Genomic DNA, 12,071 nt, shown 5'->3' on the forward strand with positions numbered 1-12,071 from the left:
TAGCTGTAGGCCCGGTCAGCGCAGCGCCACCGGGCGATAAACATCCTAATAACCTATCAGGCTGACTCCGCCAGAGCAATATCCTCGCGCGTCTCGATACGTTCCTTCCCGTGATAAATACGGGCATGCTGCAGCCCGACAAACAGGCGCTCTCCCCGGTGCGGCGGGACCTCATCGCGCATAACCACGGTCAGCGGCTCGGTGTACCAGCCAAGAGGCTGTACCACCAATTGCGTGTAGTGCCCTTTAGGGCTAGCTTCCAGCACCTGCACCGGCAGCGGTGAATCCAGGCTGGTACGGCGGCTCACGTCCACTTCCCACGGGCGCAGGAACAGATCGACCGGCCCCTGGTGCGCGGAGGTATAGCCCAGCGGCCAGCGGTGCGCCCCCACGTGGAACTGTCCGCCGCGAATGGTGCCCTGCAGACGGTTCACCTCGCCCATAAACTCCAGCACGAAACGGGTTGCCGGTTCACGCCAGAGCTGCTCCGGCTCGTCAACCTGCTCAATGTTGCCCTGGCTCATGACCACCACGCGATCCGCGACTTCCATCGCCTCTTCCTGATCGTGGGTCACGAAGACGCTGGTGAATTTCAGCTCTTCATGTAGCTGACGCAGCCAGCGACGCAGCTCTTTACGCACCTGCGCATCCAGCGCGCCGAAGGGTTCATCCAGCAGCAGAATTTGCGGTTCAACGGCTAACGCACGCGCCAGCGCCACGCGCTGCTTCTGCCCGCCGGAAAGCTGCGCCGGAAAACGGTCCGCCAGATGAGCCAGCTGTACCATCTCCAGCAGTTTGGTCACTTTCGCTTTAATGGCCGCCGCATTCGGGCGTTCACGGCGCGGCAGCACGGTCAGGCCAAACGCGATGTTGTCGAACACGGTCATGTGGCGGAACAGCGCGTAATGCTGGAACACAAAGCCCACCTTACGGTCCCGGGCATGCAGGCGGCTCACGTCGGTGCCGTGAAAACGGATATGCCCGCTGGTCTGATGCTCAAGCCCGGCGATAATACGCAGCAGCGTGGTTTTACCCGAGCCAGACGGCCCCAGCAGCGCCACCATTTGTCCGGAGGGGATATCCAGCGAGATATCATTCAGCACCTGGGTGCGACCAAAAGACTTCTTAATATTGGCAATCTCAATGCTCATGATTTCCCTCCTGATGCTGGCGTTTTTCCTGATTTTCTAAACGCCACTGCACCACACTCTTCAAAAACAGGGTCAAAATGGCCATCAGCGTCAGCAGCGCTGCGGCAGTAAACGAGCCGATGGTGTTGTAGTCCTGCTGCAGCAGCTCAATCTGTAGCGGCAGCGACAGGGTTTCACCGCGAATAGAACCGGAGACGACGGATACGGCGCCGAACTCGCCAATCGCGCGGGCGTTGGTCAGCACCACGCCGTAAAGCAGCGCCCAGCGGATATTCGGCAGCGTGACGCGACGGAACATCTGCCAGCCTGACGCGCCCAGCAGCACCGCCGCTTCGTCTTCGTTGCTTCCCTGGCTTAACATCACCGGCACAAGCTCACGCACCACAAACGGACAGGTCACGAAGATGGTGACCAGCACCATGCCCGGCCAGGCGAACATGATCTGCAGGTTATGCTCATCCAGCCAGCCGCCCAGCGGGCCGTTGGAGCCGTAAAAGAGCAGGTAGACCAGGCCCGCCACCACCGGCGAGACGGCAAAAGGAATATCCAGCAGGGTCAGCAGCAGCTGACGTCCCGGGAAGTTAAAGCGCGTCACCAGCCACGCCAGCAGAGTACCGAACACCAGGTTCACCGGCACAGCGATCAATGCAATCAGCACGGTCAGCCAGATAGCATGCAGCATATCCGGGTTCGCCAGGTTTTCCAGCGCGGGCATCAGCCCCTTGCTGAACGCCTGGACGAAGATATAAATCGTCGGCACGACGAGGATAAAGGCGGAAACCAGCACGCCCGCCCCAATCAGAAACCACTTACCCCAGTTGATGCGGGGCGCATCGTATCGCTTCAATTGCGTAACTTCCGCCATCAGTGACCTACCACACGTCGACCAAAGCGACTTTGCAGAGTGTTAATCGAGTACAGCAGCAGCAGCGAGGCCGCGAGGATCACCGAAGCAATCGCGCTCGCCGCCGGATAATCAAACTCCTGCAGACGGATGAAAATCATCAGCGAGGTCACTTCCGTTTTCCAGGCGATGTTCCCGGCGATAAAAATGACCGCACCGAACTCACCGAGGCTGCGGGTAAACGACAGCGCGACGCCCGCCATCAGCGCCGGAGACAGCTCAGGCAGCACCACCTTGCGGAAACTCTGCCAGCGCGTGGCGCCCAGCGTTTCTGCCGCTTCTTCGTATTCCGGACCCAGCTCTTCCAGCACCGGCTGCACGGTACGCACCACAAACGGGATGCTGGTAAAGGCCATCGCCACCGCGATACCGAGCCAGGTATAGGTCACTTTGATGTCAAACTTCGCCAGCCACTCGCCGTACAGCCCGTTCACGGAGAAGAGCGACGCAAGGGTTAAGCCCGCAACCGCCGTCGGCAGCGCAAACGGCAGATCCATCAGTGCATCAAGCAGCGTACGGCCCGGGAAGCGATAGCGAGTTAAGATCCACGCCATCAGCAGGCCAAATACGCCATTAAAAATGGAGGCGACAAACGCTGACAGCAGCGTCACCTTATAGGCCGCCACCACCTGTGGATTGGTGATCACGTCCCAGTACTGCGCCCAGCTCATCTGCGCGAGCTGCATCACCAGCGCGCTGAGCGGCAGCAGCAGGATCAGGCAGACGAACAGCAGGCTGGTCCCGAGGCTTAGGGTAAAGCCCGGCAGCACGCGTTTAGTCGATACTGCAAACATTACTTACGCCCCGCCGCCAGCAATTTGTCTAGCTCACCGCCGCTGGCAAAATGCGTTTTCATCACATCAGGCCAGGAGCCGAAATGGTCTTCCACGCGGAACAGCGCGGTCTGCGGGAACTTATCTTTCAGCTTGTTCATCACGTCCGGGTTATTCACGCGGTAGTAGTAATCGGTAATGATGCTCTGCGCCTGCGGGCTGTACAGGTAGTTGAGATAGGCTTTTGCCGCTTTCTCGGTGCCGTTTGCCTGCACGTTTTTATCCACCCACGCTACCGGGAACTCGGCCAGGATGTTGGTTTTCGGGATAACCACCTCAAAGCCCTGCGCTTCATACTGTTTGCGGATGTTGTTCACTTCCGATTCAAAGCTAATCAGCACATCACCCAGACCGCGCTCTGCGAAGGTCGTGGTGGCCCCGCGGCCCCCGGTATCAAACACTTCGACGTTTTTCAGGAACTGGGTCATGAACTGCTCGGTTTTAGCCTTATCGTTACCGTCAGCCTTATCCGCCGCGCCCCAGGCCGCTAAATAGGTGTAACGCGCGTTGCCGGAGGTTTTTGGGTTCGGGAAAATCAGCTTCACATCGGAACGCACCAGATCGCTCCAGTCGTGGATATTCTTCGGGTTGCCCTTGCGCACCAGGAAGCCCATGGTGGAATAGAACGGCGAGCTGTTGTTCGGCAGACGGCTCTGCCAGTCCGCCGGGATCAGCTTGCCTTTGTCGTGCAGGATCTGCACGTCAGTCACCTGGTTGTAGGTCACGACGTCCGCTTTTAGCCCCTGAAGAATGGCAAGCGCCTGCTTGGATGAACCGGCGTGAGACTGCTTAATGGTCAGCTTATCGCCGTTATTATCTTTCGCCCACTGCTGTTCAAACGGTGGGTTAAGGGCGGCAAACAGCTCGCGGGAGACGTCATATGAACTGTTCAGCAGCTCAGTCGCCTGCGCCTGTGCCACCAGCAGTAAACCTGCCAGCGCCAGAGTTCCTTTTTTCAGTACAGTAACGGCCATTGCGCACCCTTATAAATGTGATGACTATCTTATAGTCATAATATTTATAACGAGGACCAAAGGCGTAACGGTTTTATATACCGTTTGGTGATTTAGAAGCAGAAAAGGGAATAAGGCATTAATCCCCTCTCCCCTGTGGGGAGAGGGCCAGGGTGAGGGGGTTACAGCGCCAGCAGACGCTCAACGGACGGCGCGAAGTAGTAGCCGCCGGTCACCGGTTTGGTGAAGCGCAGCATGGCGTCACGCTTGCCGTCGGTATCGCCGAACATGCTCAGCAGCTGCTGCTCAATGTTATGCAGGCGCGCGCAATACGCGCAGAAGTAGAGGCCGTGCGTGCCGCTTGCCGTGCCGTACGGCAGGCTCTGGCGGACAATCTTCAGCCCTTTGCCGTCTTCTTTGAGGTCAACGCGGGTCAGATGAGAGGTAACCGGACGGTCATCGCCGTCGATCTCTTCGTTGGCGTCTTTGGTACGGCCAATCATCATCTCCTGGTCATGCACGCTCATGCGGTTAAGCTGCTTGAGGTTGTGCTCCCAGCGCTGCACGAACACGTAGCTGCCGCCCGCGTCCACGCCGTCTTTGATCACAGCCACTTCGCGACGCGTCTCTTCGCCCGCCGGGTTTTCGGTTCCGTCGACAAAGCCGCTCAGGTCGCGCTCTTCCACCCAGCGGAAACCGTGAACCTCTTCCTGCACCTCAATGCTGTCGCCAAAGGCCGCTACCGCCGCCTGCGCAACCGAGAAGTTCACGTCGTGACGCAGAGAGAGAATGTGGATCAGCACATCGTATTGCGTCGCAGGCGCCAGACCTTTGCCGTAGGGGATGAAATCCTTCAGCTCTTCCGCCCCTTCGCCACCGCTCAGCTGACGCCAGACGTTATTGCCAAAGGCGACAACGGCGCCGAGGTGGGCTTCCGGGAATTTAGCCTGGAAGGTCGCCAGCTTATCAACAAACGCTTTACTGGCCGCACGCAGGGCATCCACGTCCCCTTTTACATTGGCTTCAATCCAAATCGCCGCGCGGCAATGTTCTGGCAAAATGCCACTCTGAACCTGAGACATCGCTCCTCCTGAAATAAAGATGCCACGTCAGCGTGGCATTGATGGCGGGTATTATACCCGGATTTCAGCGAGGCGGTTTGTTCAGGCGCAAATTACTGCTGCCAGATAATTTTGCTCACCTTCCAGTTCTTCAGCGTGTCGTCAGACGGCATCAAACCTTCCGGACCGCTCCAGGTACCGGTAAAGACGTAGCTGATGTGCTGGCTGCCTTCTGCCTTACACTCCACCGCCACGCCGGCGTCAGAAGGGGCGCTGGTGCAGTTGCCAAAGGCCTGCTTATAGAGATCGCTAAACGGCGTTCCTACCTTCACGCCGCTGGCGGTCGGAATGGCCTCATCCAGCACCGCAACGCGGTTTACCGTGCCTTTATCACCGTTGATTACCAGCGCCAGCTTGTCGCCCTTCAGCGCTTCGTAATAGCGAACGATATTGCCATTCTCCGTTTTCATGCCGCTGCGCAGGCGATAATCGCCGCTGAGCGCATCCTGAATGGCATTCTGATCCAGCGCCGTTGACGCGGTAATTTTCCCCACGCCCTGCTCGGTCACTTCCGTTGATGAGCCAAACCAGTTCCACGGATAGGCAGCGGACCAGTTAATGGATGAGAGCGTTGAGCAGCCGGTTAATACCAGCGGGAGAGCGCATAAAAGTAAACGCAGCGATTTCATTGAAACGTCCTTACGTGTTAAATCAACGCTTGTTGGAGTGCGACATCGGCAAAAAGTGCCGGATTAATCATCCTGATGCGCAAAACAGGCGCGAAGACGCGGATTGGTCAGCAGCCACAGCAGCGCCACAATATCGGCAACCACCAGCGCAACGCCGATGCCCGTCAGCGGTTCACCGCACCACCAGAGTACCGGCTGCCAGAAGAGCAGCGCAATCTGGGCAAGGATCAGCAGCCAGCGGAGCGTACGCCACAAACGCGGGATCGCCTGCCGTCGGCCGCTGCACAAAAAAGCCACCACCGCTGGGACGCCCGGCAATAGGCCGAGCCAGAAGGCATCGTGATCGGGGTAAAAGAGATTCAGCAGCGTGTCGCCCTGCCCGCGCGACGCGGCAGCCATCACAAACAACACCCAGGTGCGGGCCTGCAGCAGCAGAACGCACCAGAATAAAAAGGGCAACCTGACGCGGCCCTGCGCGTCATAATCTGCCGGATGGATCTCAGTACTCTTCATCTTCGATCAGACGCTTTCCTAAATTCAGCACGTCAGAATGTTCATAGCCCAGACGTTCATACATGCCCAGCACCACGTCGTTATCGTCCCGCACCATGATCTGAATTTTCGGGCAGCCGCGGGCGATAAGCTTCTTCTCGAGACGATTAAGCAGCGCGTTGGCGATGCCACGCGCACGGTATTCCGGGTGAACGCCCAGATAATAGGCCGAGCCGCGATGGCCGTCGTAACCGCCCATCACCGTCCCCACGACCACGCCATTGACCTCCGCAACCAGAAACAGGCTGACGTCGTGATTCACCTTACGTTCGATATCCATTTCCGGATCGTTCCACGGACGCAGCAGATCGCAGCGCTCCCAAAGGGTGATCACCTCTTCGAAATCTTCCTGGCGAAAAACGCGTATCTCCATGGTATTAACCGCCTTTTCGGGTTTAAAAACAGTGATTATGGCGTGAACCACGCCTTTAGCCAATAACCGGGGAAAATCTCGCCAAAATTTGGCATAATGTCACTTTGTCACGTATTGAAATGAAAAGTAAAACAATTCTCAATATGGACTGTCGTAACGGGAAACACGATACGATATAACACCAGGACCCCATTTTTTAGTATTCAGGCCGCATGAGCACATTCAAACCATTAAAAGCACTCACATCGCGTCGTCAGGTTCTCAAAGCGGGGCTGGCGGCCTTAACGTTAACGGGTATCGCAAAGCAGGCTCAGGCGAAAGACGAGAGCACGCTCAAAACCAGTAACGGACACAGCAAACCGAAAACCAAAAAGCCGGGCGCGAAGCGTCTGGTCATGCTTGACCCGGGCCACGGCGGCATTGATACCGGCGCCATCGGCAAAAACGGTTCGAAAGAAAAACACGTCGTGCTGGCGATTGCAAAAAATGTGCGCGCAATTTTACGCAGCAACGGCATTGACGCCCGTCTGACTCGCTCTGGCGACACCTTTATTCCGCTGTATGACCGCGTTGAGATTGCCCACCAGCACGGTGCGGATCTGTTTATGTCGATTCACGCCGACGGCTTTACCAACCCTTCAGCGGCGGGCGCCTCGGTGTTTGCGCTTTCCAACCGTGGCGCCAGTAGCGCCATGGCAAAATACCTCTCCGACCGTGAAAACCGGGCGGATGAAGTCGCCGGGAAGAAAGCCACCGACAAAGACCATCTGCTGCAACAGGTGCTGTTCGACCTCGTGCAGACCGATACGATCAAAAACAGCCTGACGCTCGGCTCGCACATTCTAAAGAAGATTAAGCCGGTGCATCGTCTGCACAGTAAAGGCACCGAGCAGGCGGCGTTTGTGGTGCTGAAATCACCGTCAATCCCGTCCGTACTGGTGGAAACCTCCTTCATTACCAACCCGGAAGAAGAGCGGCTCCTCGGCACCACGGCGTTTCGCCAGAAGATCGCCAACGCTATCGCCTCCGGCATTATCAGCTACTTCAACTGGTTCGATAACCAAAAAGCGCACTCCAGGAAACGTTGATGAAACCCAATGCTCAACTGGTTAAAACGTTCCTGCTGCAGCTGCAGGATGAGATTTGCCAGAAACTGGCCGCCGCAGACGGCGGTGAATTTCAGGAAGATAACTGGCAGCGCGAAGCCGGCGGCGGCGGACGCAGCCGGGTGCTGCGTAACGGCGGTATTTTTGAACAGGCGGGCGTGAATTTTTCCCACGTTCACGGAGACGCTATGCCCGCGTCGGCGACCGCACATCGTCCTGAACTCGCGGGCCGCAGCTTCGAAGCGATGGGCGTCTCGCTGGTGGTGCATCCGCACAACCCGTTTGTGCCGACCAGCCACGCCAACGTCCGCTTTTTCATTGCGGAAAAACCGGGGGCCGATCCGGTCTGGTGGTTTGGCGGCGGTTTCGACATGACGCCCTACTACGGCTTCGAAGAGGATGCCGTGCACTGGCACACCACCGCGCGGGACCTTTGTCTGCCGTTTGGCGAAGACGTCTACCCGAAATTCAAAAAGTGGTGCGATGACTACTTTTATCTGAAGCACCGCGACGAACAGCGCGGCATCGGCGGGCTGTTCTTTGACGATCTCAACACCCCTGATTTTGATACCGCGTTCAGCTTTATGCGCGCGGTGGGCGAAGGCTATACCGACGCCTATCTGCCCATCGTCGAGCGCCGTAAAAATACCGACTACGGCGTGCGCGAACGCGAGTTCCAGCTCTATCGTCGCGGGCGCTACGTGGAGTTTAACCTGGTGTGGGATCGCGGAACGCTATTCGGCCTGCAGACCGGCGGGCGCACGGAATCAATTCTGATGTCGATGCCGCCGCTGGTGCGCTGGGAGTACTGCTACGAGCCAAAAGAAGGCAGCCCGGAGGCTGCCTTGAGTGAATTTATTCAGGTTCGGGAGTGGGTGTAAACCTTACCCCTCACCCCGGCCCTCTTCCAAAGGGAGAGGCAGTATAAATTCCCTCTCCCTTTGGGAGAGGGTTAGGGTGAGGGTAAAAATTACAGCGGCTGCGTCTGCGCCTCAACCACCGCCAGCGCCACCATATTCACGATGCGGCGCACAGAGGCAATCGGCGTTAACACATGCACCGGTTTCGCCACGCCCATCAGCACCGGTCCTACGGTCACCCCTTCAGAGCTGGAGACGCGCAGCAGGTTATAGCTGATACGCGCCGCTTCCACGTTCGGCATAATCAGTATATTCGCCGATCCTTTCAGCGGGCTGTCCGGCATACGCTCGTTGCGGATGCTCTCCACCAGCGCGGCATCGCCGTGCATCTCCCCGTCAATCATCAGCTCCGGCGCACGCTCGCGCACCAGCTCAAGCGTCTGACGCATTTTGCAGGCCGCCGCGGATTTAGACGAACCAAAGTTTGAGTGCGACAGCAGCGCCACCTTCGGCTCGATGCCAAAGCGGCGCACGGTCTCTGCGGCCATCACGGTGATCTCCGCCAGCTCGTCCGGGCTTGGATCGTCGTTAACGTAGGTGTCAGCGATAAAGGTGTTCCCGCTCGGCAGCAGCAGGGCGTTCATCGCCCCGGCGGTATGGACGCCGTCGCGATAGCCGAAGATCTCCTGCACCACGCTAAAGTGCTCGTGGTAATCGCCGATGGTGCCGCAGATCAGCGCATCCGCTTCGCCGCGATGGACCATGATCGCGCCGATCACCGTCGTGTTGCTGATGACGGCTTTCTGCGCCTGTTCCTGGGTGATCCCCCGGCGCTTCATGATCGCGTAGTATTCGCTCCAGTACTCTTTAAAGCGCGGATCGGATTCGTTATTGACGATCTCGAAGTCGACGCCCGGCTTAATCTGCAGGCCCAGCTTCTGAATGCGCATCTCGATCACGCTCGGACGACCAATCAGGATTGGCTTCGCCAGACCTAAGGTGATCAGCTCCTGGGTGGCGTGCAGCACGCGCGCCTCTTCCCCTTCCGCCAGTACCACGCGCTTCGCGTCGGCGCGCGCCTGCGAGAAGATCGGCTTCATGAACAGGTTAGTTTTGTAGACGAACTCGGTGAGCTTATCGACGTAAGCGTCGAAGTCCTGAATCGGACGCGTCGCCACGCCGGAATCCATCGCCGCTTTGGCCACCGCTGGCGCAATTTTAACGATCAGACGCGGGTCGAACGGTTTTGGAATGATGTAGTCCGGGCCAAAGCTCAGATCCTGATCGCCGTAGGCTGAGGCAACCACCTCGCTCTGCTCGGCGTGGGCCAGCTCGGCGATGGCGTGCACGGCGGCAAGCTTCATCTCTTCGTTGATCGCCGTCGCGCCGACGTCCAGCGCCCCGCGGAAGATGAACGGGAAGCAGAGCACGTTGTTCACCTGGTTCGGGTAGTCGGAACGGCCGGTACAGATAATGGCATCTTCACGCACCGCTTTCGCCAGCGGCGGCAGAATTTCCGGTTCCGGGTTCGCCAGGGCCAGGATCATTGGCGCGCGCGCCATCTTCTTCACCATCTCCTGGGTCAGCACTTTCGGGCCGGAGCAGCCAAGGAAGATATCCGCGCCGTCAATGACGTCCTCGAGCGTGCGCTTGCCGTCGTCTTCCACCGCGTATGCCGCTTTGGTTTCCGCCATGTTGGGCTCGCGGTCTTTATAGATAACGCCTTTGGAGTCGCAGACCACGATGTTGTGTTTCTGCATCCCCAGCGCCACCAGCAGGTTCATACAGGCGATGGCCGCTGCGCCTGCGCCAGAAACCACCATGCGCACGTCAGAGAGATTTTTCTCAACCACGCGCAGGCCGTTCAGAATGGCGGCGGTGCTGATAATCGCGGTGCCGTGCTGGTCATCATGGAACACGGGAATGTTCATACGCTCGCGCAGCTTCTGCTCGATATAGAAACATTCCGGCGCTTTGATGTCTTCCAGGTTGATCCCGCCGAAGGTCGGTTCCAGCGCGGCCACCACGTTGATGAATTTATCGGGATCGAGTTCGTCCACTTCGATATCGAACACGTCGATACCGGCGAATTTCTTGAACAGCACCCCCTTCCCTTCCATCACCGGCTTGCCGGCCAGGGCGCCGATGTTACCGAGACCCAGCACCGCCGTGCCGTTGGAGATAACGGCGACAAGGTTGCCGCGCGCGGTATATTTGTAGGCTGCCAGCGGGTCTTTTTCGATTTCCAGACACGGCGCAGCGACGCCCGGCGAATAGGCCAGCGCCAGATCGCGCTGGGTCGCCAGCGGCTTGGTTGGGGAAACCTGGATTTTGCCCGGGACGGGGAACTCGTGAAAATCGAGGGCACTCTGTTTTAACTGATCGTCCATCTTGTTATTCCTTTTACGTATCGGTCAGATAGTATCGCCGCAGGACAGCGCATAAACTTTGAAGGCTGCCAAACTCTCACCATCACACATTAAAAATTGTTATCAATTTATAACAGCCATGTTACCCGTCTCAAAAGCAATGCCTCCCCTGTCTGCTATGCTTTTTTGTTAAGTCCATCATGATTTTCTCAGAAGTGTGAACTAACGCACTCATCTAACTCTTTTATTTCCAAGGAGTAATTATTTATGAACCAGCTAGACGGCATCAAACAATTCACCACCGTGGTCGCAGACAGCGGCGATATCGAGTCGATTCGCCACTATCAGCCGGAGGACGCGACCACCAACCCGTCGCTCCTGCTCAAGGCAGCCGGGCTTGCGCACTTTAGTCATCTGATTGATGACGCCATTGCCTACGGTAAACAGCGCGGGAAAACGCAGGAGCAGCAGGTCGCGGAAGCCAGCGACAAGCTGGCGGTTAATTTCGGTGCGGAAATTCTGAAAAGCATCCCGGGGCGCGTTTCAACCGAAGTGGACGCCCGACTCTCGTTCGATAAAGAAAAGAGCATTAATAAAGCCCGCCGCCTGGTTGAGCTCTACCAGGAGCAGGGAATCGATAAATCACGCATTCTGATCAAACTCGCGTCGACGTGGGAAGGCATCCGCGCGGCGGAAGTGCTGGAAAAAGAGGGGATCCACTGCAACCTGACGCTGCTGTTCTCCTTTGCCCAGGCGCGCGCCTGCGCTGAAGCGGGCGTGTTCCTCGTCTCGCCGTTTGTCGGCCGCATCTACGACTGGTACCAGGCGAAACAGCCGATGGACCCGTACGTGGTGGATGAGGACCCGGGCGTGAAGTCGGTCCGTAATATCTACGACTATTACAAGCAGCACCGCTATGAAACCATCGTGATGGGGGCGAGCTTCCGCCGTACGGAGCAGATCCTCGCCCTGGCGGGCTGCGATCGCCTGACTATCTCCCCTAATCTGCTTAAAGAGCTGCAGGACAAAGAAGAGACGGTGATCCGCAAGCTGGTGCCCACCTCTACCGTCCTGCCAAAACCAAAAGCCATGACCGAAGCCGAATTCCGCTGGGAGCATAACCAGGACGCCATGGCCGTGGAAAAACTGGCGGAAGGTATCCGCCTGTTCGCCGTCGACCAGCGCAAACTTGAAGATCTTCTCGCCGCCAAACTTTAACC

12 protein-coding genes are annotated in these 12,071 nt (G+C 57.8%); 3 read left to right on the forward strand and 9 right to left on the reverse strand.

Going from position 1 to position 12,071, the window contains the following annotated elements:
• Nucleotides 1-56 precede the first annotated feature (56 nt).
• The 8 genes from cysA to M2433_RS12385 all read right to left on the reverse strand — a co-directional run bounded on the left by cysA (nucleotide 57) and on the right by M2433_RS12385 (nucleotide 6,516).
• Nucleotides 57-1,151: a sulfate/thiosulfate ABC transporter ATP-binding protein CysA gene (cysA, locus tag M2433_RS12350; RefSeq protein WP_059312900.1), complete on the reverse strand. Its 1,095-nt coding sequence runs from the start codon at nucleotides 1,149-1,151 to the stop codon at nucleotides 57-59.
• A complete protein-coding gene (gene cysW, locus M2433_RS12355) occupies nucleotides 1,141-2,016 on the reverse strand; it encodes a sulfate/thiosulfate ABC transporter permease CysW (protein ID WP_429054061.1) in 876 nt (291 codons plus the stop codon). Before cysW ends, cysA begins: the two co-directional genes overlap by 11 nt.
• Nucleotides 2,016-2,849 carry a sulfate/thiosulfate ABC transporter permease CysT gene (cysT, locus tag M2433_RS12360; protein ID WP_008501609.1) on the reverse strand — a complete coding sequence of 278 codons (834 nt, stop codon included), beginning with the start codon at nucleotides 2,847-2,849 and terminating at the stop codon, nucleotides 2,016-2,018. The genes cysW and cysT overlap by 1 nt, the downstream gene beginning before the upstream one ends.
• Nucleotides 2,849-3,862, reverse strand: a complete 1,014-nt coding sequence (locus tag M2433_RS12365; RefSeq protein WP_337280895.1) for a sulfate ABC transporter substrate-binding protein — start codon at nucleotides 3,860-3,862, stop codon at nucleotides 2,849-2,851. The genes cysT and M2433_RS12365 overlap by 1 nt, the downstream gene beginning before the upstream one ends.
• Before the next feature lie 161 nt (nucleotides 3,863-4,023).
• A complete protein-coding gene (locus tag M2433_RS12370; protein WP_063427952.1) occupies nucleotides 4,024-4,923 on the reverse strand; it encodes a Dyp-type peroxidase in 900 nt (299 codons plus the stop codon).
• 92 nt (nucleotides 4,924-5,015) lie between these two features.
• Entirely contained in the window at nucleotides 5,016-5,591 is a 576-nt protein-coding gene (locus M2433_RS12375) for an RpoE-regulated lipoprotein (RefSeq protein ID WP_429054060.1), read from the reverse strand.
• A gap of 63 nt (nucleotides 5,592-5,654) precedes the next feature.
• Nucleotides 5,655-6,104, reverse strand: a complete 450-nt coding sequence (locus tag M2433_RS12380) for a DUF2919 domain-containing protein (RefSeq protein ID WP_429054057.1) — start codon at nucleotides 6,102-6,104, stop codon at nucleotides 5,655-5,657.
• Nucleotides 6,091-6,516, reverse strand: coding sequence for a GNAT family acetyltransferase (locus tag M2433_RS12385; RefSeq protein ID WP_059311953.1), 426 nt, complete (start codon nucleotides 6,514-6,516; stop codon nucleotides 6,091-6,093). Before M2433_RS12385 ends, M2433_RS12380 begins: the two co-directional genes overlap by 14 nt.
• Nucleotides 6,517-6,728: 212 nt before the next feature.
• On the opposite strand from M2433_RS12385, the gene amiA reads away from it, so the two are divergent.
• Both amiA and hemF read left to right on the forward strand, forming a co-directional pair.
• On the forward strand, nucleotides 6,729-7,604 hold the full coding sequence (gene amiA / locus M2433_RS12390; protein WP_023308739.1) for an N-acetylmuramoyl-L-alanine amidase AmiA: 876 nt from the start codon (nucleotides 6,729-6,731) through the stop codon (nucleotides 7,602-7,604).
• Nucleotides 7,604-8,503 (forward strand): oxygen-dependent coproporphyrinogen oxidase, encoded by a 900-nt coding sequence (gene hemF, locus M2433_RS12395; RefSeq protein WP_429054055.1) that lies wholly within the window; start codon nucleotides 7,604-7,606, stop codon nucleotides 8,501-8,503. The genes amiA and hemF overlap by 1 nt, the downstream gene beginning before the upstream one ends.
• 89 nt (nucleotides 8,504-8,592) lie before the next feature.
• On the opposite strand, the gene maeB is transcribed toward hemF, so the two are convergent.
• Nucleotides 8,593-10,872, reverse strand: coding sequence for an NADP-dependent oxaloacetate-decarboxylating malate dehydrogenase (gene maeB / locus M2433_RS12400; RefSeq protein WP_047346690.1), 2,280 nt, complete (start codon nucleotides 10,870-10,872; stop codon nucleotides 8,593-8,595).
• 246 nt (nucleotides 10,873-11,118) lie between these two features.
• Between maeB and tal the strand changes: the two genes are divergently transcribed.
• The gene (gene tal / locus M2433_RS12405) at nucleotides 11,119-12,069 is read left to right on the forward strand and encodes a transaldolase (RefSeq protein ID WP_045909457.1); all 951 of its coding nucleotides are present in this window, start codon (nucleotides 11,119-11,121) and stop codon (nucleotides 12,067-12,069) included.
• Nucleotides 12,070-12,071: the final 2 nt, after the last annotated feature.

This window comes from Enterobacter sp. AC1 (genome assembly GCF_050434705.1).
Classification (GTDB): Bacteria; Pseudomonadota; Gammaproteobacteria; order Enterobacterales; family Enterobacteriaceae; genus Enterobacter; species Enterobacter cloacae_L.